This is a genomic window from Streptomyces azureus (genome assembly GCF_001270025.1).
Taxonomy (GTDB): Bacteria; Actinomycetota; Actinomycetes; order Streptomycetales; family Streptomycetaceae; genus Streptomyces; species Streptomyces azureus.
Genome location: NZ_DF968533.1, coordinates 1 through 21,054, shown reverse-complemented (window position 1 = coordinate 21,054; position 21,054 = coordinate 1). Strand labels below are relative to the sequence as shown.

At 70.9% G+C, this 21,054-nt stretch carries 21 protein-coding genes and 1 pseudogene; 6 read left to right on the top strand and 16 right to left on the bottom strand.

The genetic code is table 11. The features are described 5' to 3' along the window. Window positions 1-33 precede the first annotated feature (33 nt). Window positions 34-936, bottom strand: a complete 903-nt coding sequence (locus tag AOQ53_RS38030) for an SAM-dependent methyltransferase (protein WP_059424460.1) — start codon at window positions 934-936, stop codon at window positions 34-36. Window positions 937-1,022: 86 nt separating this feature from the next. Between AOQ53_RS38030 and AOQ53_RS38025 the strand changes: the two genes are divergently transcribed. Next, the gene (locus AOQ53_RS38025) at window positions 1,023-1,379 is read left to right on the top strand and encodes a hypothetical protein (RefSeq protein WP_059425015.1); all 357 of its coding nucleotides are present in this window, start codon (window positions 1,023-1,025) and stop codon (window positions 1,377-1,379) included. A gap of 1 nt (window position 1,380) precedes the next feature. Here the strand turns inward: AOQ53_RS38025 and AOQ53_RS45125 are convergent, their stop codons facing one another. Further along, complete coding sequence (locus AOQ53_RS45125) at window positions 1,381-1,518, bottom strand: hypothetical protein (RefSeq protein WP_167745810.1); 138 nt, start codon at window positions 1,516-1,518, stop codon at window positions 1,381-1,383. Between AOQ53_RS45125 and AOQ53_RS38020 the strand changes: the two are divergent. Then, window positions 1,510-1,795, top strand: a pseudogene (locus tag AOQ53_RS38020) (DUF4232 domain-containing protein); the annotation flags it as partial. The gene AOQ53_RS45125 and the pseudogene AOQ53_RS38020 overlap by 9 nt on opposite strands. Here AOQ53_RS38020 and hemB read toward each other — a convergent pair. Further along, entirely contained in the window at window positions 1,789-2,787 is a 999-nt protein-coding gene (gene hemB / locus AOQ53_RS38015) for a porphobilinogen synthase (RefSeq protein WP_059424458.1), read from the bottom strand. The pseudogene AOQ53_RS38020 and the gene hemB sit on opposite strands and share 7 nt — an antisense overlap. Window positions 2,788-3,035: 248 nt before the next feature. On the opposite strand from hemB, the gene AOQ53_RS38010 reads away from it, so the two are divergent. Further along, a complete protein-coding gene (locus AOQ53_RS38010) occupies window positions 3,036-4,424 on the top strand; it encodes an FAD-binding oxidoreductase (protein WP_059424456.1) in 1,389 nt (462 codons plus the stop codon). Between the two features lie 24 nt (window positions 4,425-4,448). On the opposite strand, the gene AOQ53_RS38005 is transcribed toward AOQ53_RS38010, so the two are convergent. The 5 genes from AOQ53_RS38005 to AOQ53_RS37985 all read right to left on the bottom strand — a co-directional run bounded on the left by AOQ53_RS38005 (window position 4,449) and on the right by AOQ53_RS37985 (window position 10,227). Beyond that, window positions 4,449-6,155 (bottom strand): bifunctional uroporphyrinogen-III C-methyltransferase/uroporphyrinogen-III synthase, encoded by a 1,707-nt coding sequence (locus AOQ53_RS38005; protein WP_059424455.1) that lies wholly within the window; start codon window positions 6,153-6,155, stop codon window positions 4,449-4,451. Continuing rightward, a complete protein-coding gene (gene hemC, locus AOQ53_RS38000) occupies window positions 6,152-7,111 on the bottom strand; it encodes a hydroxymethylbilane synthase (RefSeq protein WP_059424453.1) in 960 nt (319 codons plus the stop codon). The genes AOQ53_RS38005 and hemC overlap by 4 nt, the downstream gene beginning before the upstream one ends. After that, entirely contained in the window at window positions 7,108-8,862 is a 1,755-nt protein-coding gene (locus AOQ53_RS37995; protein WP_059424451.1) for a glutamyl-tRNA reductase, read from the bottom strand. Before AOQ53_RS37995 ends, hemC begins: the two co-directional genes overlap by 4 nt. Further along, on the bottom strand, window positions 8,859-9,623 hold the full coding sequence (locus AOQ53_RS37990) for a redox-sensing transcriptional repressor Rex (RefSeq protein ID WP_059424449.1): 765 nt from the start codon (window positions 9,621-9,623) through the stop codon (window positions 8,859-8,861). The genes AOQ53_RS37995 and AOQ53_RS37990 overlap by 4 nt, the downstream gene beginning before the upstream one ends. A gap of 334 nt (window positions 9,624-9,957) precedes the next feature. Next, on the bottom strand, window positions 9,958-10,227 hold the full coding sequence (locus AOQ53_RS37985; protein WP_059425013.1) for a glutaredoxin family protein: 270 nt from the start codon (window positions 10,225-10,227) through the stop codon (window positions 9,958-9,960). A gap of 171 nt (window positions 10,228-10,398) precedes the next feature. Here AOQ53_RS37985 and AOQ53_RS37980 point away from each other — a divergent pair, with 171 nt between their 5' ends. The 3 genes from AOQ53_RS37980 to AOQ53_RS37970 all read left to right on the top strand — a co-directional run bounded on the left by AOQ53_RS37980 (window position 10,399) and on the right by AOQ53_RS37970 (window position 13,948). After that, entirely contained in the window at window positions 10,399-11,316 is a 918-nt protein-coding gene (locus AOQ53_RS37980; protein ID WP_059424447.1) for an HAD family hydrolase, read from the top strand. A 374-nt stretch (window positions 11,317-11,690) separates the two neighbouring features. Next, complete coding sequence (locus AOQ53_RS37975) at window positions 11,691-12,461, top strand: ECF subfamily RNA polymerase sigma factor, BldN family (protein WP_059424445.1); 771 nt, start codon at window positions 11,691-11,693, stop codon at window positions 12,459-12,461. A 236-nt stretch (window positions 12,462-12,697) separates the two neighbouring features. Continuing rightward, window positions 12,698-13,948 carry a DUF5667 domain-containing protein gene (locus AOQ53_RS37970; protein ID WP_059424443.1) on the top strand — a complete coding sequence of 417 codons (1,251 nt, stop codon included), beginning with the start codon at window positions 12,698-12,700 and terminating at the stop codon, window positions 13,946-13,948. Window positions 13,949-14,044: 96 nt separating this feature from the next. Here the strand turns inward: AOQ53_RS37970 and AOQ53_RS37965 are convergent, their stop codons facing one another. From AOQ53_RS37965 to AOQ53_RS37935, 8 genes are all read right to left on the bottom strand, one after another. Further along, window positions 14,045-15,100 carry a lysophospholipid acyltransferase family protein gene (locus tag AOQ53_RS37965; RefSeq protein WP_059424440.1) on the bottom strand — a complete coding sequence of 352 codons (1,056 nt, stop codon included), beginning with the start codon at window positions 15,098-15,100 and terminating at the stop codon, window positions 14,045-14,047. A gap of 14 nt (window positions 15,101-15,114) precedes the next feature. Then, window positions 15,115-16,176: an NAD-dependent epimerase/dehydratase family protein gene (locus AOQ53_RS37960; protein ID WP_059424438.1), complete on the bottom strand. Its 1,062-nt coding sequence runs from the start codon at window positions 16,174-16,176 to the stop codon at window positions 15,115-15,117. Window positions 16,177-16,378: 202 nt separating this feature from the next. Next, entirely contained in the window at window positions 16,379-16,477 is a 99-nt protein-coding gene (locus AOQ53_RS42455; protein ID WP_003948845.1) for a 30S ribosomal protein bS22, read from the bottom strand. Window positions 16,478-16,630: 153 nt separating this feature from the next. Further along, window positions 16,631-16,843 carry a helix-turn-helix domain-containing protein gene (locus AOQ53_RS37955; protein WP_159045100.1) on the bottom strand — a complete coding sequence of 71 codons (213 nt, stop codon included), beginning with the start codon at window positions 16,841-16,843 and terminating at the stop codon, window positions 16,631-16,633. 129 nt (window positions 16,844-16,972) lie between these two features. Further along, entirely contained in the window at window positions 16,973-17,788 is an 816-nt protein-coding gene (locus tag AOQ53_RS37950; protein WP_059424436.1) for a phosphatase, read from the bottom strand. A gap of 86 nt (window positions 17,789-17,874) precedes the next feature. Beyond that, window positions 17,875-19,047, bottom strand: a complete 1,173-nt coding sequence (locus tag AOQ53_RS37945; protein ID WP_059424434.1) for an acetoin utilization protein AcuC — start codon at window positions 19,045-19,047, stop codon at window positions 17,875-17,877. Next, on the bottom strand, window positions 18,998-20,215 hold the full coding sequence (locus AOQ53_RS37940) for an MFS transporter (protein WP_059424433.1): 1,218 nt from the start codon (window positions 20,213-20,215) through the stop codon (window positions 18,998-19,000). The genes AOQ53_RS37945 and AOQ53_RS37940 overlap by 50 nt, the downstream gene beginning before the upstream one ends. Window positions 20,216-20,290: 75 nt before the next feature. Further along, window positions 20,291-20,935, bottom strand: coding sequence for an HAD family hydrolase (locus tag AOQ53_RS37935; RefSeq protein WP_059424431.1), 645 nt, complete (start codon window positions 20,933-20,935; stop codon window positions 20,291-20,293). Window positions 20,936-21,054: the final 119 nt, after the last annotated feature.

Sequence of the window (21,054 nt, the reverse complement as noted above, 5' to 3'; positions counted from 1 at the left end):
TACAAGCACATTTCCGCGATCCGGACGCCCTGCTCAGCCCTTGGCGGCCATCCCCGCGTAGACGTTGATGTCCGCGTCCGTGACGTCGTTGATGTCGCGGTAGCGGACCTTCTCGATCTCGTCGAGGCCGGCGAGGTACGACTCGTCCGGCTGCTCGGGGACGGGAGCGGCGTGGTCGGGCCGCCAGCGGTGGGCGGGGACGACCCCCGGTTCGGCGATCTCCAGGGAGTTCTCCGTGAAGAACCGCTCGACCTCCGCCCGGGACCGCAGCACGAAGGTGAACCCCCGCTCGGTGTACGTCCGCTGCACCGCGCGGATGTTCTCGGGGTTGAGGTCCTCGGTGAGGTGGCTGAGCACCAGCCGGCTGCCGGCGGGCAGCGCGTCGAGCAGCTCGCGCACCAGCGGATACGCCTCCTCGTCCGCGACGAAGTGCAGGATGGCGACCAGGCAGAGCGCGACCGGCTGGTCGAAGTCCAGGGTCTTGGCGGCCTGTTCCAGGATGCGGGCCGGATCGCGCAGATCGGCGTCGATGTAGTCCGTACGCCCCTCGGGGCCGCTCGTCAGCAGGGCCCGCGCGTGCGCGAGCACGACCGGGTCGTTGTCGACGTACACGACCCGCGAGTCGGGCGCGATGCGCTGCGCGATCTGGTGCACGTTCTCGGCGGTCGGCAGTCCCGTGCCGATGTCGAGGAACTGCCGGATGCCGTCCTGCTCCACCAGCGTGGTCACCGCGCGGCGCAGGAAGTCGCGGTTGTGCCGTACGTCGAGGTACCCGCGCGGGTTGGCGGCGAGCGCGGCGGCGGCCGCGTCCCGGTCGGCCGGGTAGTGGTCCTTGCCCCCGAGGAAGACGTCGTAGACCCGGGCCGGGTGCGCCTTGCTGCTGTCGATTCTCCTCTGCATATCGGCGGGATCCTGGCTGAGCGCGTCACCGGTCATGGACGTCTCCCTGAAGAGTAGGTGGTTCAATCAACAACCACTACGGCGGTCAACAACCTAACGGTTCAAGTGATTTGATGGTGCCCATGCACCCCGACCAGCCGCCGACGACGACCCTGTGGCGCCCCACCGGCCCCAAGGAGCTGGACCTGGTACGGGAGCTCGACTGGCGCGCCTGGCCGCCCCGGCTCCCCGAGCAGCCGATCTTCTACCCGGTCCTCAACGAGGACTACGCCATCAGGATCGCGCGCGACTGGAACGTCAAGCACGACGGCGCCGGCTTCGTCACCCGGTTCGAGGTCGACTCCGGCTTCCTGCGCCGGTACCCGGTCCAGCAGGCAGGCGGGGAGACGATCCTCGAACTGTGGGTACCGGCCGAGGAACTCGACGAGTTCAACGCCCACATCGTCGGCAGGATCGAGCTGGTGCACGAGTTCCACTGACTCAGTCGGTGGTCCCGGCCTCGACCCGCTTGTCGCCGCCCAGCGGGAACTCGTACGCCGGACGCCCGTTGTTCCCGCTCGTACGGAAGGGCCGGCCCTCGCTCAGCTCCAGGTACCAGCTGACGTCGTCGAGATGCAATGGGACCCGCAGCCGATGAGGAGTCCAAGCCGCAGGCCGTGACGACCCTGGCACCCGGCGAGTCCGGCTACGCGGGCGTCGTGCTGTCGGTGGCCGACGGCAGCGGCACCGGCGGCACCACCGGCCGCAAGCTCACGGTCGGCTTCCAGGGCCGCACGCCGCACAGCAGCGGCGGCCCCTCGGCGATTCCGCAGCTGCCCGCCGGGGCATGTACTACGACCGCTCGCTGACCGTCACGTACCGGCTGCGGGACATGGAGCAGGCCCTGTCCTACTGATCCTTGAGCTGCTGGGCCACTTCGGTGGCCCAGTAGGTGAGGATGCTCCGGGCGCCCGCCCGCCGGATACCGGTCAGGCTCTCCATGATCGCGCGGTCCCGGTCGATCCAGCCCTTCTCGGCGGCGGCCTCGATCATCGAGTACTCACCGGAGATCTGGTAGGCGGCGACGGGAACGTCCACGGCGTCCGCGACCCGGGCGAGGATGTCCAGGTAGGGCCCCGCGGGCTTCACCATGACCATGTCGGCGCCCTCCTCGAGATCGAGGGCGAGTTCCCGCATGGACTCCCGCACGTTCGCGGGATCCTGCTGGTAGGTCTTCCGATCCCCCTTCAGGGACGAGCCGACGGCCTCCCGGAAGGGCCCGTAGAAGGCGGAGGCGTACTTGGCGGTGTAGGCGAGGATGGCGACATCCTCCCGGCCGATCTGGTCGAGGGCGTCACGGACGACGCCGATCTGCCCGTCCATCATCCCGCTGGGGCCGACCACATGGGCCCCTGCGTCGGCCTGCACCTGGGCCATCTCGGCGTACCGCTCCAGGGTCGCGTCGTTGTCGACCCGCCCCTGGTCGTCCAGCACCCCGCAGTGCCCGTGATCGGTGGTCTCGTCGAGACACAGATCGGACATGACGAGCAGGTCGTCACCGACTTCCGATCGCACGTCCCGGATGGCGACCTGGAGAATCCCGTCCGGGTCGGTCCCCGCCGTCCCGAGGGCGTCCTTCTTCGACTCCTCCGGCACGCCGAACAGCATGATCCCGGAGATCCCCGCCGCGACGGCCTCCGCGGCGGCCTTCTTCAGACTGTCCCGGGTGTGCTGCACGACCCCCGGCATGGCCGCGATCGGCACCGGCTCGCTGACGCCCTCCCGCACGAAGGCCGGAAGAATGAGATCGGCAGGGTGCAACCGGGTCTCGGCGACCATCCGACGCATGACGGGATTGCTCCGCAATCGCCGCGGCCGCGTACCGGGGAAAGATCCGTACGTCGTCATGCCACCTACGCTACGCCCGCCCCATAAGCCCCGATGCCGACGCACTGTCGGAACTCAGCTGCGGGCATGTACCCCCCTGCGCACCCACCCGGCCACCCCCCACGCCGAGTACCAAGCCCCCCGCAGCCCCACAATGCGCCCACCACCCCCCAGGTCCATCCTGAAAACAACAACCAAGGACAAGGACCCCGACGGCCAACACCACCCTCGCCGCCGCCGTCCCTCCGTACGCCCCCACGGAGGACGCGATGACCACCCGCCACGACACGCCCGACCTCTTCGCCCTCTCGGACATACACGGCCCGGTCCTACGCCCCGGCGATCCCGCCTACGCCGACGAGGTCACCGGCTTCAACCTGGCCGCCCTCCACACCCCCGACGTGGTCATCGGAGCCACCGGCCCCGACGACATCGTCACCGCCATGCGCTGGGCGAAAGCCACCCACACCCCGGTCGCCGTCCAGGCCACCGGCCACGGCGCCAACTTCCCCATCGAACAGGGCCTCCTGATCAACACGTCCCGCATGACCGACGTACAGGTGGACCCCACCACCCGCACGGCCACCATCGCCGCGGGCGCGAAGTGGAGCCACGTCATGGCCGCGGCCGCCCCGCACGGCCTCGCCGGCCTCAGCGGGACCTCCACGGACGCGGGCGTCGTCGGCTACACCCTCGGCGGCGGACTCCCCGTCCTCGGCCGCGCCTACGGCTACTCCGCCGACCTGGTCCGCTCTTTCCAGGTCGTCACCCCGGACGGCCGGCTGCGCGAAACGGACCCCCAGCACGAACCGGAACTGTTCTGGGCCCTGCGCGGCGGCAAGGGCAACGCAGGCGTCGTCACCTCGCTCGTCACCGAACTGCTCCCCCTCCCCCGCCTCTACGGCGGCGGCATCTACTGCCCGGGCGAACACGCCGAAACCCTGCTCCGGGCCTGGGTGGACTGGACCCGCACGATCCCGGACCAGATGTGCAGCGCGTTCACGATCCTGCGCCTGCCGCCCATCCCCCAGATCCCGGAGCCGCTGCGCGGCGGCTTCTGGGCCCGCGTGGCGATCGCCTGGCCCGGCCTCCCGGCCGAGGGCGAGGCACTGATCGCACCGCTCCGCGCGGCCGCCCCCGTGGCCGTCGACACGGTCGAGGTGATGGACCACGCGGCCCTGGACCGCATCCACATGGAACCGCAGGACCCGCTCCCCGCGAGGGAGTCGTGCCTGCTCCTGCGCGACCTGACCCCCGACGCCATCCGCACGTTCCTGGACCAGGCCGGCCCCGCGGCGGGCGCCGACCACCCGCTGCTGATGGTCGAGATACGCCACATGGGCGGCGCGATGTCCCGCCCGTCCCCCGTCGAGGACGCAATCTGCGCCCGCGACGCCCAGTACTTCATCGACTCGGTCGGCGTCCTGGCCGCGCCACCCGCCGCCGAGGCCATCGAACGGGCCACGGAACAGCTCTACACAGCCATGGCCCCCTACGGCACGGGCCGCACCATGGTCAACATCCACGGCACCCCGGGCGACGAACAGGACCGCGCCCGCGCCTGGACCCCGGAGGTCTACGAACGCCTACGCCACGACAAGGCCACCTACGACCCGGACAACCTGCTGCGCTACGGCCACGCGGTGACGCCCGCGTAGCCGCAGCCGACACAGTCAGCCCACCTACGTCGTAGACCGCCGCCGCCGAGCCCCCGGCCGCCTCTCACTCGGCCGCGTCACCGGATCCCCGGCCTCGAGAGCGGCAGCTCTGCGCTTCGCACCGAAGTCGGCCAGCGCCTCCGCCAGCTTGTGCACGGACGGCTCCGGAGCCATCACGTCCACCCGGAGCCCGTGCTCCTCGGCTGTCTTCGCCGTGGCCGGCCCGATACACGCGATGACGGTGACGTTGTGCGGCTTGCCCGCGATACCGACCAGGTTCCGCACGGTCGACGACGACGTGAACAGCACGGCGTCGAACCCGCCGCCCTTGATCGCCTCCCGCGTCTCCACCGGCGGCGGCGAGGCCCGTACGGTCCGGTAGGCCGTGACGTCGTCGACCTCCCAGCCCAGCTCGATCAGCCCGGCGACCAGCGTCTCCGTGGCGATGTCGGCACGCGGCAGGAACACCCGGTCGATCGGGTCGAAGACCGGGTCGTAGGGGGGCCAGTCCTCCAGCAACCCCGCCGCGGACTGCTCCCCGCTCGGCACCAGGTCCGGCTTCACACCGAAGGCGATCAGCGCCTTGGCCGTCTGCTCGCCCACGGCCGCGACCTTGATGCCCGCGAAGGCACGCGCGTCGAGCCCGTACTCCTCGAACTTCTCCCGCACGGCCTTGACCGCGTTCACCGAGGTGAAGGCGATCCACTCGTAGCGGCCCGTCACGAGCCCCTTGACCGCCCGCTCCATCTGCTGGGGCGTGCGCGGCGGCTCGACGGCGATGGTCGGCACCTCGTGCGGCACGGCCCCGTACGACCGCAGCTGGTCGGAGAGCGACGCCGCCTGCTCCTTCGTGCGCGGCACGAGCACCTTCCAGCCGAACAGCGGCTTGGACTCGAACCACGCGAGCTGGTCGCGCTGGGCGGCGGCGGAACGCTCACCGACCACGGCTATCACCGGCCGGCCGCCGTCGGGCGAGGGCAGCACCTTGGCCTGCTTCAGCGTCTGCGCGATCGTGCCGAGCGTGGCGGCCCAGGTGCGCTGCCGGGTGGTCGTACCGGCGACGGTGACCGTCATCGGGGTGTCCGGCTTGCGGCCCGCGGAGACGAGCTCGCCGGCCGCCGCGGAGACGGAGTCCAGCGTCGTGGACACGACGACCGTGCCGTCCGACGCCCCGACCTCCGTCCAGCACCGGTCCGACGCCGTCCGCGCGTCCACGAACCGCACGTCCGCGCCCTGCGCGTCCCGCAGCGGCACACCGGCGTACGCCGGCACACCGACGGCGCTCGCGATACCGGGGACGACCTCGAAGGGCACCCCGGCGGCGGCGCACGCCAGCATCTCCTCGGCGGCGTACGCGTCGAGTCCGGGATCCCCGGACACCGCACGCACGACCCGCCTGCCGCCCCGCGCGGCCTCCATGACAAGATGTGCGGCATCCCGCACCACGGGGGCGGCGACGGCGGTTGACGTGCCGTCAACTACCGTCAGCTGGGGCGCTCCTGTGCCCGGACCCGGCTCCTGGGAAGGATCCGAGTCCGTGTTCACTTCGGAGACGCCCTGCCTGGCGTGCTGACGTACGACGTCGAGCACTTCGTGCTCGGCGACGAGGACGTCCGCGTTCGCCAGCGCCTCGACGGCGCGCAGAGTAAGCAGTCCCGGATCTCCGGGTCCGGCACCCAGGAAGGTGACGTGCCCGTGTTCAGGACCGGCGGAAAGGGTGGTGGGGCTCAATGTGCTCGCTCCCCCATCAGACCGGCCGCGCCCTGGGCGAGCATCTCGGCCGCGAGTTCGCGACCGAGCGCCATTGCCCCGTCACGCGTCTCGGGCACGGGACCGGTGGTGGACAGCTGCACCATGCGCGTGCCGTCGGTCGTGCCGACGACGCCGCGCAGGCGCATTTCCTTGACAATCTGCCCGTCGGCCAAAAGGTCGGCCAGCGCGCCCACAGGGGCGCTGCAACCGGCCTCCAGGGCGGCGAGCAGTGACCGCTCGGCCGTCACGGCGACCCGTGTGAACGGGTCGTCGAGTTCGGCGAGCGCGGCGACGAGGTCCGCGTTGCCCGCGGCACACTCGATCGCCAGTGCCCCCTGGCCGGGGGCGGGCAAAATCGTGTCGACCGACAGGAAGTCGGTCACTTCGTCACCCCGGCCGATCCGGTTCAGTCCGGCGGCGGCCAGCACGACGGCGTCGAGCTCACCGGACCGTACGTATCCGATCCGGGTGTCGACGTTGCCGCGGATCGGGACCGTCGCTATGTCCAGGCCGTGGCTGCGGGCGTACGCGTTGAGCTGGGCCATGCGGCGCGGCGAACCGGTGCCGATGCGGGCACCGCTCGGCAGGTCGGTGAACTTCAGCGCGTCCCGGGCGACGATCACGTCCCGCGGGTCCTCCCGCGCGGGCACTGCGGCCACCACCAGCTCTTCGGGCTGCGTGGTCGGCAGGTCCTTCAGCGAGTGCACCGCGAAGTCGACCTCGCCCTTGAGCAGCGCGTCGCGCAGGGCGGTCACGAACACACCCGTGCCGCCGATCTGGGCGAGCGCCTCCCGCGAGACATCGCCGTACGTGGTGATCTCGACGAGCTCGACGGGCCGCCCGGTCACCCGGCTCACGGCCTCGGCCACCTGCCCGGACTGGGCCATGGCGAGCCTGCTCCGCCGGGTGCCGAGCCTCAGCATCTTGTCGGTCATGCCGGGCCTCGGTCTTTCTCTGTGCTGTCCTCGGCCCGGGAGACGGCGGCAACCGCTTCCGGGTCGAGGTCGAACAGGGTCCGCAGCGCGTCCGCGTACCCGGCGCCGCCGGGTTCGGCCGCGAGTTGCTTGACCCGTACGGTCGGCGCGTGCAGCAGCTTGTCCACCACGCGCCGCACGGTCTGGGTGATCTCCGCGCGGTGCTTGTCGTCGAGGCCGGGAAGCCGTCCGTCCAGGCGGGCGATCTCGCTGGCCACGACATCGGCGGCCATGGTGCGCAGGGCGACCACGGTCGGCGTGATGTGCGCGGCCCGCAGGGCTGCCCCGAAGGCCGCGACCTCGTCGGAGACGATACGCCGGACCTGGTCCACATCGGCAGCCATCGGAGCGCCCGCGGAGGCCTCCGCCAGCGACTCGATGTCCACCAGCCGCACCCCGCCCAGCCGGTGCGCGGCCGCGTCTATGTCGCGCGGCATCGCCAGGTCGAGCAGGAAGAGCACGGGCTCCGGCCGCGGCGGCCCGTCGGCCGGCTCGGACCTGCGCCGCTCGGGGATCCGGCCGACGGCGGCCGCGGTCGCGGCGAGCGCGGCGATGGCGTCGGCGTCCGAGGCGGGGTCGAGCGGGCCTGCCGTCCCCGGCCTGGCCGCGCGCTGGGCGCCGCCCACCGCGCCGTTGTCCACCCACGCCGCGTGCTGCTCCAGGTCGGCGGCGGCCATACCGGCCACGGCCGCCTCGCCGAGCACGGAGAACCCGGCGGTGCCCTGCACCGCGGGCAGGTCCAGCGGGCAGCCGTCCTCGCCGCCGAGGCCGGTGGCCGGCAGGTTGCCCCGCTCGGCGCCCGTGGCCGCCGTGCGGCCCGTCCCGCCGTCCGGCACAGGCGTTCCGTCGGCCACGGCCGACGGCGCGGCCGTACGGCCCTCCACCGCGGCGGCGACCGACTCGGCCGTCATGACCAGGCCCGTCGCTCCGGTGCAGGAGACGGCGACATCGGCACGTGTCAGCTCGAACGGCACCGACTCCATCGGGACCGCGCGGGCCAGCACGTCCGTGTCGTCGCCCTCGGCGAGGATCTGCGCGAGGCGCTCGGCCCGGTCGAAGGTGCGGTTGGCGACGACGACCTCGGCGACCCCGGCCCGCGCGAGCGTCGCGGCGGCCAGGGAGGACATCGACCCGGCGCCGATGACCAGGGCCTTCTTGCCCCGGGCCCAGGTCTCCACATCGCCGCCCGCGGCCAGCTGCTCCAGGCCGAAGGTGACCAGGGACTGGCCGGCGCGGTCGATGCCGGTCTCGGAGTGGGCGCGCTTGCCGACCCGCAGGGCCTGCTGGAACAGGTCGTTCAGCAGCCGGCCCGCCGAGTTCAGCTCCTGCGCGCGGGCCAGGGAGTCCTTGATCTGGCCGAGGATCTGCCCCTCGCCGACGACCATCGAGTCCAGCCCGCAGGCCACCGAGAACAGGTGGTGGACGGCCCGGTCCTCGTAGTGCACGTAGAGATAGGGAGTGAGTTCCTCCAGGCCGACCCCGCTGTGCTGGGCGAGCAGCGTGGACAGCTCGGCGACACCGGCGTGGAACTTGTCCACGTCGGCGTAGAGCTCGATGCGGTTGCAGGTGGCGAGCAGCGCGGCCTCGGCGGCCGGTTCGGCGGCGACCGTGTCCTGGAGCAGCTTGACCTGCGCGTCCGTGTTGAGCGAGGCCCGCTCCAGCACACTGACCGGGGCGCTGCGGTGGCTGAGTCCGACGACGAGGAGGCTCATGCCGGCATCACGGCGGGCATGTCCCCGTCGGGCCCCTGGTCGGCTGAGTCGCTGCGCGCGGCGGCGGCCGGGACGCCACCGTCGGAGGCGGCGGCCTCCTCGCCGGCCTTGCGCTGCTCGTGGAAGGCGAGGATCTGCAACTCGATGGAGAGGTCGACCTTGCGCACGTCGACGCCGTCCGGGACGGACAGCACGGTGGGAGCGAAGTTCAGGATGGAGGTGACACCGGCGGCCACGAGCCGGTCGCAGACCTGCTGGGCGGCACCGGCGGGGGTGGCGATGACACCGATCGACACGCCGTTGTCCTGGATGATCTTCTCCAGGCCGTCGGAGTGCTGCACGGGGATCCCGGCGACGGGCTTGCCCGCCATGGCCGGGTCGGCGTCGATCAGCGCGGCGACCCGGAAGCCGCGGGAGGCGAACCCGCCGTAGTTGGCGAGGGCGGCGCCGAGGTTACCGATACCGACGATCACTACGGGCCAGTCCTGGGTGAGGCCCAGCTCGCGGGAGATCTGGTAGACGAGATACTCGACGTCGTAGCCGACGCCCCGGGTCCCGTAGGAGCCCAGGTAGGAGAAGTCCTTGCGCAGCTTCGCGGAGTTGACCCCCGCCGCGGCCGCGAGCTCCTCGGAGGAGACCGTGGGCACCGAGCGTTCCGACAGCGCGGTCAGAGCGCGGAGGTACAGCGGAAGCCGGGCGACGGTGGCCTCGGGAATCCCTCGGCTGCGGGTCGCCGGTCGGTGAGTTCGGCCAGTTGCCACGGTGCTCCTGCGGGTAGAGCGGGGCTGTAGGCGGTCATACGTCCCTACATGACCGCCCCGTCGAAAGCAGGCTATGTCTTTGTGAACGCGTGCACAAAGATGGTGTCCGATTTGCCCGGCCAACGTGACCGGGGTCACGCGCCCCCGGCGCACGCGCGGGGAACCGGCGCGCACGCGCGGGGAACCGGCGCGCACGCGCCACTGTTCCTCTACATCTGGGGGCAAAACCGCACACTCTCCTCCGTGTATCCCGCCCCCGAGACCAGCCACCGTCGATCCTAAGCGACCTGGCGGGCTCTTTGGACTACTCGGTCAGTTGCGGGACCGGCCCGGATCAGCCGGTCAGCGCCTTGCGCAGGCGGTCCTCGTTCACGCGCCAGAACGTGTGCTGCCTGCCGTCCACCAGCACGACCGGGATCTGCTCCCAGTACTGGTCGTGCAGTTCCCGATCCTCGGTGATGTCCTTCTGCTCCCAGGGGACTCCCAGATCACCGCACACCTTCTCCACAACGACCTGTGCGTCATCACACAGATGACAGCCGGGCTTGCGGATCAGGGTGACTAGCCGGTCCCGAGGGGGCCTGCGACGAAAGAGGGGACTCATGTCGGCCATTGTCGCGCGCCGGCGAGCATGGGGAACCCTCGCGAAAGCGCCGGCGGACGCGTCGGCCACGCCCGTCCCGAGCGACATCTTTAACGACACGCTCGCCGAGAGTTCACAGGCTCCGAACCTCTTGACTCCGGAACCACCGAACAGACTGGCTATGCTCACGCCATGGCCGCTCTCGGATGGCTCACTCCCCGTAGGCGCTCCGCCACGGCGAGGAGCGTTTTGGCAGGCGAGGCCTCGGCGGAGGCTGCCCGCAAGTCCTCACAGGAGGCCGCCGGCACGACCGAGGAACCGCAGTTCCCGGTCCACGGCGACGACCAGGCCGCCGCCTTCTTCGACCTGGACAACACCGTCATGCAGGGCGCGGCCCTCTTCCACTTCGGGCGGGGCCTGTACAAGCGGAAGTTCTTCGAGACGCGCGAGCTCGCCCGGTTCGCCTGGCAGCAGGCATGGTTCCGGCTGGCCGGGGTCGAGGACCCCGAACACATGCAGGAGGCCCGCGACTCGGCCCTGTCGATCGTCAAGGGCCACCGCGTCGCCGAGCTCCAGTCGATCGGCGAGGAGATCTACGACGAGTACATGGCCGAGCGCATCTGGCCCGGCACCCGTGCCCTGGCCCAGGCCCACCTGGACGCGGGCCAGAGGGTCTGGCTCGTCACGGCGGCCCCTGTCGAGATCGCCCAGGTCATCGCCCGCCGCCTGGGCCTGACCGGCGCCCTGGGCACGGTCGCCGAGTCGGTCGACGGCGTCTACACGGGCAAGCTGGTCGGCGAACCGCTGCACGGCCCCGCGAAGGCCGAGGCGGTCCGCGCGCTGGCCGCGGCCGAGGGCCTGGACCTGAACCGCTGCGCCGCCTACAGCGACTCGCACAACGACATCCCGATGCTCTCCCTGGTCGGCCACCCCTACGCCATCAACCCGGACTCCAAGCTGCGCAAGCACGCCCGCGAGCTGGACTGGCGCCTGCGCGACTACCGCACCGGCCGCAAGGCGGCCAAGGTCGGCATCCCGGCCGCGGCCGGCGTGGGCGCGGTGGCCGGCGGCACGGCGGCGGCGATCGCCCTGCACCGCCGCCGCCGCTGACGACCGAGCCGACGACCGATCGGCCAACGACCGATCAATCCGTGACACCTTCGCCTACGGATGACAAACGCCGTAAATCCAACTGGCGTACCCCCACAACCTCGTATCCAGTCCTCTTGGCTGCACACGGCCACAACCCGCCCCGGACTCACCCTCAATCCGAACCGTTCCGATCAGCAATCGTTCACACTCCGGCACTTGGTGCGGCGCCAATCGGTTACCGAAGCGACGTAATCGATGATTTGAGCAACTCGGTGTAGCAGGGCCTGCACGAAGCGTTATTCTCCTCAGACGCAAACCGGTACCCCTCCGTCGCTACGACGGGTGAAAGGTCCCGCACTGCACGTGATGGAAGCTCTGCCTCTGGGAGTCCCGTGTACCCACACGTCGGGGTTGACGCCTCGGGCCTGGCTACGCTGCGCGCAACGGTCCTCGACCTGTTGCGCGGCTTCGTCCCCACCGCGTACGCCGGCCCCGCATTCGCCACCGCCGCGCCCGTAGGCCCGTGCTATGCACTGGCCGACGGCAGCGCCGCGGTCGGCAGACGAGGGCGCCCGTCCGGCGCGGCCACTGCCCGACGGCCGGCGGCGGACAGCGACAGCGCCCGCATGATGGACCTCGTGGAGCGCGCCCAGGCCGGCGAGTCCGACGCCTTCGGCCGCCTCTACGACCAATACAGCGACACCGTCTACCGGTACATCTACTACCGGGTCGGAGGAAAGGCGACTGCCGAGGACCTGACGAGTGAGACCTTTCTGCGCGCCCTGCGGCGCATCGGGACCTTCACCTGGCAGGGGCGCGACTTCGGCGCCTGGCTGGTGACGATCGCCCGGAACCTCGTAGCGGACCACTTCAAGTCCAGCCGCTTCCGCCTCGAGGTCACCACCGGCGAGATGCTCGACGCCAACGAGGTCGAGCGCTCCCCCGAGGACTCCGTCCTGGAGTCCCTCTCCAACGCCGCCCTCCTCGACGCGGTGCGGCGACTCAACCCCCAGCAGCAGGAGTGCGTGACGCTCCGCTTCCTCCAGGGCCTCTCCGTCGCCGAGACCGCCCGCGTGATGGGCAAGAACGAGGGCGCCATCAAGACCCTCCAGTACCGGGCCGTCCGCACCCTCGCCCGGCTCCTCCCGGAAGACACCCGCTGACCGGGCCGTACGCTCGGCGAAGGTCAACTCACTTTCCGTGAAAGTCCGTTGACTTCGGCATCCGATCATCCGGCGTCCGTAACCCAAGTGCCGCGCCACTCGTTGTGCGGGATGCAGGCTCCCTGTGGTCACCCCCTGACCGGCTGCGATCACTCGATCGTGTGGTCGTGGTCAGGGTGTGCAACCCTCAGGACCCCCTGGGGAGTCGACCGTCATGACGAGAGGAGGTGCCGCCAGTGATCGCGAACGTATCGGCGCACCGGCGGGCGAACGCCTTCGCCCAGGCCCTTCAGGAGCAGTCCGAGCAGGGCACGGCGGCCGAGCAGTCCGAAGGATCGGCACCGACCCCGGCCGCCGCGGAGCGGACCGAACAGGCACGCCTGCTGGCGCTCGCCTCCGGTCTCGGCGCGCTGCCCAAGCCGGAGCTCGATCCGGAGGTCAAGGTCGTCCAGCGGGCCCAGCTGGTGGCCGCGTTCGAGGCCATGCTCCAGGAGGGCACCGCAGGAGGCGGGGCGACGGACACCGCAGTCCCCGAACAGCGCTCCCCCCGGGCCCGTGGCGCCCACCGCGCGAGCCCGCTGAAGAAGCTCCGGCCTCGGTCCCGCCTCGCCAAGGGCCTCACTGCGGGCGGGCTCAGCGTGGGCGTGGCCGCGAGCGCCTTCGGCGGAGTCGCCGCCGCCAGTTCCGACGCCCTGCCCGGCGATTCGCTCTACGGCCTCAAGCGCGGCATCGAGGACGTCAAACTCGGCCTCGCCGACGGAGTCGACGAGCGCGGCCGGGTGTATCTCGACCACGCCTCCACCCGGCTCAGCGAAGCCCGCCGCCTGATGGAGCGGGGCCGCAGCGGCCCGCTGGACCACGAGTCCCTGGGCGAGGTCCGACGTGCCCTGTCGGGCATGCGGCACGACGCGTCGGAAGGCCACCGGCTGCTGAGCGAGGCGTACGAGCGCGACCCGGACTCCCTGGAGCCCATCCAGGCCCTGTCCGCGTTCTCCCGCTCCCACCGCGAGGCCTGGGGCGAACTGCGCGAGAGGCTCCCCGTCCAGCTCGGGGACGTCAGCGAGCAGGTGTCGTCGGTGTTCGACGCCATAGAGGAGGACGTCGCCCCGCTGCGGTCCCTGCTGCCCGAGCCCCCGGCCCAGAGCGGCGGCGAAGGCAACCGGCAGGGCGCCTCCGAGTCGGCCTCCACCGGCTCCTCGGCCACCGACCGGTCGGCCCGTCCCAGCGACAGCGGCCGCGGCCACTCCGACGAGGGCAGCACCGACTCCGGCAGCCCCAGCCGCTCGGCCGGTTCCGGCAACGACAGCGACGGCCTGCTCGGCGGCAACACCGGCGGCCTGCTCGACCCGCCGCAGGACAGCGACGCGAGCACCTCGCCGTCGTCGGAAGGCAACACGCCCGTCCCCGAGCCGGACGTGACGCTCCCGCCGCTCCTGCCCGATCTGCTGCCGCCCGGGCTGGGCATCAACAGCGAGGACGCCGACTAGCCGGCGGTACGACAGTGGGGGCGCCCCTAGGAAGGGGCGCCCCCCATCGTCGTAGGCGCGGCCGCAGTCGTATGGACCGCAGTCGCACGCGCTGCCTCAGAAGAAGACCGACCGGCGCTGCACCAGCAGCTTGTACAGGGTGTGCTGGATCTGCTCCCTGACCTGGTCGGTCAGGTTGAACATCAGCATCGGGTCCTCGGCGGCCTCCGGCGGATAGCCGTCCGTGGGGATCGGCTCGCCGAACTGGATCGTCCACTTGGTCGGCAGCGGAACCGCCCCGAGCGGCCCGAGCCACGGGAACGTGGGCGTGATCGGGAAGTACGGGAAACCCAGCAGCCGGGCGACCGTCTTGGCGTTGCCGATCATCGGGTAGATCTCCTCGGCGCCGACGATCGAGCAGGGCACGATCGGCGTCCCGGCGCGCAGGGCGGTCGAGACGAAACCGCCGCGGCCGAAGCGCTGGAGCTTGTAGCGGTCCGCGAAGGGCTTGCCGAGGCCCTTGAAGCCCTCCGGCATCACCCCGACCAGCTCGCCCTGCTCCAGCAGCCGGGACGCGTCCTCGGCGCAGGCCAGGGTGTGACCGAGCTTGCGGGCCAGCTCGTTGACCACCGGCAGCATGAACACCAGGTCCGCGGCGAGCAGCCGCAGGTGCCGGCCCGCCGGGTGGTTGTCGTGCACGGCGACCTGCATCATCAGGCCGTCCATCGGCAGCGTCCCGGAGTGGTTGGCGACGATCAGGGCACCGCCCTCGGACGGGATGTTCTCGACGCCCTTCACCTCCACCCGGAAGTACTTCTCGTACAGCGGGCGCAGCAGGGACATCAGGACCTGGTCGGTCAGTTCCTCGTCGTAGCCGAAGTCGTCGACCTCGTAGTCCCCGGTGAGGCGGCGGCGCAGGAAGGCCAGGCCGCCCGCGATACGCCGCTCCAGGCTGCTCTCGCCGTCCTGGGGGCCCTCCGGGGGTTGTTCCTCAGACGTCACAGGAACATCATCCTGCGGAACAGCCCTGGTGGGCAGGGGCTGCACCTCACGGACCGGCGCGGACTCCGTGCCCGGGCGCCGGCTGCCCGCGCTCCGGCGCCGCTGCGGACGCTGCACGGCGCCCCCGCGGGACCGGTCGTCGTCGAACGGAATGACCTTGGCATCCGCCATCGTTGATGCGCTCCTCAGTTGGCGCTCTGCGTCGGGGGGTGGCCGCCGCCCGCGAGGGGCTGCGCGGCGATCCGGTCGACGGCCCCCGCAAGGGCCTCCGGCGGAAGAAGTCCGGGACCTTGGCTGCGTGCGAAGTCCGCGAACGTCTCCGCGGTCGTGTACTTGGGCTGGAATCCCAGCGTCTCGCGCATCTGGCCCGTGGCCACGACCCGGCCGTGAGTGAGCAGCCGGATCTGCTCGGGCGAGAAGTCCGACATGCCCAGCGTACGCACCAGCGAGCCCGCCCAGGTGACGGCCGGGAGCAGCAGGGGCACGGTGGGGCGCCCGAGGCGCCGGGAGCACTGCGAGAGCAGCAGCACGCCGTCGCCGGCGATGTTGAAGGTGCCGCTGTTGAGCGTGCCCCGCCGCGGCTCGTGCGAGGCGATCCGCAGCACCTCGATCACGTCGTCCTCGTGGACGAACTGAAGCCGCGGGTCGTAGCCGAACACGGTCGGCAGGACCGGCAGCGAGAAGTACGAGGCGAGCGGCGTGTCCGCGGTCGGGCCGAGGATGTTGGCGAACCGCAGCACGCAGACCGCCACGTCGGGCCGCCGGCGCGCGAAGCCTCGCACGTACCCCTCGACCTCCACCGTGTCCTTGGCGAAGCCGCCGCTTGGCAGGGACTTGGGCGGGGTCGTCTCGGTGAAGACGGCCGGGTCGCGGGGCGCGGAGCCGTAGACGTTCGTGCTGGACTTCACGACCAGCCGCCGCACGTTCGGGGACTTCTGGCAGGCACCGAGCAGCTGCATGGTGCCGATGACGTTGGTCTCCTTCAGGGAGGCCCGGTTGCCGCTGCCCAGCGGCGTGCCCGTCACGTCCAGGTGGACGATCGTGTCGGCGCCCGTCTCGGCGAGCACCCGCGCGATTCCGGGTTGCCGGATGTCGGCCTGGACGAAGTCCGCGCCGCCCAGGTGGTGCTCGGGCGGCACCGCGTCCACGGCGACGACCCGGTCCACCTCGGGGTCACGCTGGATCCGCCGTACGAACCGGCCCCCCAGCTGGCGGGCCACTCCGGTCACGAGCACGACCTTGCCCAAGATCAGCGCCTTCCTTCCAGAAAACCTCTTGCCCCGCCGCGTTCCCCCGTGGGGCCAACTTAGCGGGTCGGCGTTGCGCTGTGATGACCGCCCGATGCGCGACGTGACGGAAGCAGCCGGACGTACGAGCCGGAACACGTGTGGCCCCCCACCGGTGGGTGGGGGGCCACAGCAACGCTCTCGCGGCGTCCGCGTCGCGAACTTACTTCTTGTTGCGACGCTGAACGCGCGTGCGCTTGAGCAGCTTGCGGTGCTTCTTCTTGGCCATCCGCTTGCGCCGCTTCTTGATAACAGAGCCCACGACTACCCTCGCTCACTTCTCATCACTCGGTGCTGGGCGCCGGGGCCCACACGACCTACGAGGGGCCAGCCTACCCGCCCGAGCGCTGAGGTCGTAATCGAGGAGGCCAGGGTGATCCCGAGTGCCCTGTGAGGGACCACCCCGCCCCAGCCGTCAGACGGTTTCCACCCCCACATAACTCTCGCGGAGGTACTCGTGAACCGCTTGCTCCGGGACGCGGAAGGACCGCCCCACACGGATCGCGGGCAGATGACCGCTGTGCACCAACCGGTACACGGTCATCTTCGACACTCGCATCACCGAGGCGACTTCCGCCACGGTAAGGAACTGAACCTCGTTCAGAGGCCTCTCGCCAGCTGCAGCCATGACACACCTGAACCTTCCGCACTCGACGGCCACCGGCTTCCCCTTCCGGTGACTCTTCGTCGCTGCGTGCTCACTCCCCAATGTAGGGGCGGGTGATGCGAGTGGGGAAGAGGTGCACCCATCGGCGGCCTACTGTGACAGACACGCCCGATTGAGTACGTAGCGGGTAAGCGGCAGGTAGTAATCAGACCGCACCCCGTCGTCAAATGGAACGACGACGGAGACGGACCCCTCGGCCTCACCGACGAACGGGGCGGGGTCGTCCGTATCGGCCGGCCCGATGGCCTCGAACCCCAGCTGACCTGCCCCGCAGACCCACCCATGGTCCCCGATGACCAGCTCGGGAAGGGGCCCGCCGGCCTCCGCGGCAGCGGCCAACACGGTACGAACCGGGAGAGGTGAGTGCGTATGTGCGCCGGTCTCACAACCGGGGCGTTCCACGCCAGATCCCTGCACCAGCGCGACTCCTCGTACGTAGTCGAGGTTGTACGTACGTAGGCCGAACCGGGTCGTTATGTCGACACAGCGACCCTGCGCGGGGGTGAGGACCTCACACCCCGCCGCCGACAGCGCGTCTGCCAGAGCGGCGTAGAAACCGAGCAGCCGGTGGGGGTGCCCGGTGCCGAGGAGCACGGGTGTGCTCCTCCGGGCGGCCTCGGCGAGGCGCTCCGCGAAGGCGTCCAGCGCGGCCAGGGTGCGCTCCGGATCGATCACGTCCTGGCCGGAAGTCCGACGTGAATTGGCCGAAACCCCGCACCGGTCCGCCATCAGCTGGATCAAATCCCGCTGGCTCCAGGCCCCTTCGGGATCGAGCCCGAGGAGCACCCGGGGATCCCGGGCGGCGAACAGCCGGTAACTCCGCAGGCTCTCCTCACGAGGCGTGGCCACGGTCCCGGCGAGGCGCGCGCCCACCAGGTGCGCACGAAGGGCTTCGGGGGTCAGCACGAGGAGATCGTGCGCGACAGGCGCCTCATGTGTCCCGAGAACAGGCGAACACCGCACGGTCGGCCTACGAGGAGGCCCACCCCCGCTCAGGCCAGCAACCCCCGCAGCGGGAACACCGCCCGCCGAGCCGCCAGCACCGCCTGGTCCAGCCGGTCCGCGGGGTCGTAGCCCTCCTCCCAGCCGGGAAAGGTCACGGGCCAGCGTCCGTCCGTCATCCGCGCCGGGGCCAACTGCCGGGTCCGGGCGAACGCTTCCTGCCGCCAGCCCTCCGGAATCATCGCCTCGGGCTCCACGGCCCGGCCCGCCGCGATCCCGACCAGATGCGTCCACGACCGCGGCACGACATCCACCACGGCGTAGCCGCCCCCGCCCAGCGCCACCCACCGCCCGTCGGCGTACTCGTGCGCCAGGTCGTGACAGGCCACCTGCACCGCCCGCTGCGCGTCCAGCGACACCGCCAGATGCGCCAGCGGATCCTCGAAGTGTGTGTCGGCCCCGTGCTGCGTCACCAGCACCTGCGGCCGGAAGTCCGCGATCAGCTCCGGCACGACCGCGTGGAACGCCCGCAGCCACCCGGCGTCCCCGGTCCCGGCCGGCAGCGCCACGTTCACCGCCGAGCCCTCCGCGGAGTCCGCCCCGGTCTCCTCCGGCCACCCGGTCTGCGGGAACAGCGTCCGGGGATGCTCGTGCAGCGAGATCGTCAGTACCCGCGGGTCCTCCCAGAACGCCGCCTGCACCCCGTCCCCGTGATGCACGTCGACGTCGATGTACGCCACTCGCTCGGCCCCGAGCTCCAGCAGCCGGGCGATCGCCAGCGAGGCGTCGTTGTAGATGCAGAACCCGGACGCCCCGCCCGGCATCGCGTGGTGCAGCCCGCCGGCGAAGTTCACCGCGTGCAGCGCGTCACCGCGCCACACGGCCTCCGCCGCCCCCACCGACTGCCCGGCGATCAGCGCCGACACCTCGTGCATCCCGGCGAAGGCCGGATCGTCCATCGTCCCCAGCCCGTACGACTGGTCCGCCGCCCCCGGCTCCGCCGACGCGGCCTTGACCGCGTCGATGTAGTCCTCCCGGTGGACGAGCCGCAGCGTCGACTCCCCGGCCGCTTTCGCGGCGACCACCTCCACCTCACGGTCCAGCCCGAAGGCACCGACCAGTGCCCGGGTCAGGGCGAGCCGGACCGGGTCCATCGGATGCCCGGGACCGAAGTCATAGCCCGTTACTGCCTCGTCCCACATCAGCTGTGCGCGGCCGCTCATGCCCGCCACCGTATCGGTCCGGTTGAGGCGCGAACGACCTGGCGTACACCAGCGTCACCAGCACCAACACCATCGGCACGACCATGGCCCCGCGATAGCTCCACGCATCACCGAGCGCCCCGACCAACGGCGAACCGATCAAAAACCCCACATAGTTGAAGACATTCAGCCGTGCCACGGCCGCATCCGAAGCCCCGGGGAACAACCTGCCGGCCGCCGCGAACGTCTGCGGCACCAGCACACACAGCCCGAGCCCCAGCAGCGTGAACCCCAGCATCCCCACCCAAGCCCCGGGCGCCACCGCCACCACGGCGAACCCACCCGCCGCCACCAGCGCCCCGCCCCGCACGACCGAGACGGCCCCGAACCGCCGCACCCCGAGGTCCCCGATCGCCCGCCCCAGCAGCGTGGTGACCATGTACACGTTGTACGGCACCGTCGCCAGCTGCTCCGAGCTCCCCAGCACGTCCTGGAGGTACTTCGCGCTCCAGTTGGAGACCGTGGAGTCACCGATATAGGCGACCGTCATCACCAGACACAGCGGCAGCAGCCATTTGAACGCGACGGCCTGCTCCTCCCCGGCCTTCTCCTCCGGCCCGGCCGCCGCGCCCCGGTCGTCGACGTACCACCGGCTCCCCACCAGCACCGCCGGCAGCAGTACCGCCACGACCGGCAGGTACGACACCCACAAGGCCAGATCCCAGTGCGCCCCCGCCCACGCCAGCGAGGCCCCCAGGATCCCGCCCAGGCTGTAGGCCGCGTGGAAACTGAGCATGATGCTGCGCCCGTATGACCGCTGAAGACTCACCCCGAGCATGTTCATCGACGCGTCCAGCACTCCGACGGCGAGCCCGAACGCCGCGAGCGCCACGCCCAGTTCCACCATCCGCTCGCCGGCCCCGACCCCGAGCAGCGCCAACAGCACCACGGGCTGCGACCACCGCAGCAGCCGGCTCGGCCGCACCCGTTTCACCAGCCGCTCGGTGGTCACGCTCCCGACCCCGGCGAGGATCGGCACGGCGGCCAGGAAGGCGGGCAGCAGCGCGTCGGAGACCCCGTACCGGTCCTGGATGGCCGGAATCCGCGTCACGAGCAGAGCGAAGGCGACCCCCTGCACCAAGAAGCTGAACGCCAACGAGGCCCTGCCGCGCCGCAGCACATCAGTCATGGCGGCGAGCGTAGGGCCCCGGCTTACCCGTGGGTAGATCCAGCCAAAGATGAATTTGATTCAGCTTCTAAGCCCTCACACGAGCAGCTCAGTCAGCTCCATCATGTCGGAGAAGAGCCGCCCGGCCCCGACCAGCCGCTCCGCCGGCGTCATGGCGGTGAACCCGTACACGTCCATCCCCGCCGCAACCGCCGCCTGCACCCCCAGCGGACTGTCCTCGACGACGACACAGCGCTCCGGCGCGACCCCCATCCGCTCGGCCGCGTACAGGAACAGATCGGGAGCCGGCTTCCCCCTCCCCACATCCTGCGCGCTGAAGATCCGCCTCTCGTCGAACCACCGATCGAGCCCGGTCGTCCGATGACCCACCCGGATCCGCTCATGACTCCCGGACGACGCCACGCAGTACGGCAGGGAATCGGCGGCAAGCTTCTGAAGGACCTCCTCGATGCCGGCCACCGGCTTCAAGTCCCGCTCGAAGGCCGCGAAGACCCGAGCGTGGAACACGTCGTCGAAGTCCACCGGAAGCCGCTGCCCGGTCCGTCCCACCACCATGTCGTGTACGCGGTGCATGGCAGCGCCCATGTAGTCGCGCAGGGAGTCCTCGTAGGACGTCGGGTGCCCAAGCTCAGTGAGATAGGCGGCCAGGAGCCGGTTGGAAATGGGCTCACTGTCGACGAGGACACCGTCGTTGTCGAAGATCACGAGGTCATAGCGCATAGCTCGACCCTAAACGCAGAAAACCCCCGCATCCGAAGATGCGGGGGTTTTCTCAAGAATTGTTCGGCGGCGTCCTACTCTCCCACAGGGTCCCCCCTGCAGTACCATCGGCGCTGTAA

What these genes read in the sequence shown, in the direction of transcription:
- AOQ53_RS38030 (WP_059424460.1), bottom strand. Translation starts at nt 936, where the DNA reads ATGACCGGTGACGCGCTCAGCCAGGATCCCGCCGATATGCAGAGGAGA.
- AOQ53_RS38025 (WP_059425015.1), top strand. Translation starts at nt 1,023, where the DNA reads ATGCACCCCGACCAGCCGCCGACGACGACCCTGTGGCGCCCCACCGGC.
- hemB (WP_059424458.1), bottom strand. Translation starts at nt 2,787, where the DNA reads ATGACGACGTACGGATCTTTCCCCGGTACGCGGCCGCGGCGATTGCGG.
- AOQ53_RS38010 (WP_059424456.1), top strand. Translation starts at nt 3,036, where the DNA reads ATGACCACCCGCCACGACACGCCCGACCTCTTCGCCCTCTCGGACATA.
- hemC (WP_059424453.1), bottom strand. Translation starts at nt 7,111, where the DNA reads ATGACCGACAAGATGCTGAGGCTCGGCACCCGGCGGAGCAGGCTCGCC.
- AOQ53_RS37995 (WP_059424451.1), bottom strand. Translation starts at nt 8,862, where the DNA reads ATGAGCCTCCTCGTCGTCGGACTCAGCCACCGCAGCGCCCCGGTCAGT.
- AOQ53_RS37985 (WP_059425013.1), bottom strand. Translation starts at nt 10,227, where the DNA reads ATGAGTCCCCTCTTTCGTCGCAGGCCCCCTCGGGACCGGCTAGTCACC.
- AOQ53_RS37980 (WP_059424447.1), top strand. Translation starts at nt 10,399, where the DNA reads ATGGCCGCTCTCGGATGGCTCACTCCCCGTAGGCGCTCCGCCACGGCG.
- AOQ53_RS37965 (WP_059424440.1), bottom strand. Translation starts at nt 15,100, where the DNA reads ATGGCGGATGCCAAGGTCATTCCGTTCGACGACGACCGGTCCCGCGGG.
- AOQ53_RS37955 (WP_159045100.1), bottom strand. Translation starts at nt 16,843, where the DNA reads ATGGCTGCAGCTGGCGAGAGGCCTCTGAACGAGGTTCAGTTCCTTACC.
- AOQ53_RS37945 (WP_059424434.1), bottom strand. Translation starts at nt 19,047, where the DNA reads ATGAGCGGCCGCGCACAGCTGATGTGGGACGAGGCAGTAACGGGCTAT.
- AOQ53_RS37940 (WP_059424433.1), bottom strand. Translation starts at nt 20,215, where the DNA reads ATGACTGATGTGCTGCGGCGCGGCAGGGCCTCGTTGGCGTTCAGCTTC.
- AOQ53_RS37935 (WP_059424431.1), bottom strand. Translation starts at nt 20,935, where the DNA reads ATGCGCTATGACCTCGTGATCTTCGACAACGACGGTGTCCTCGTCGAC.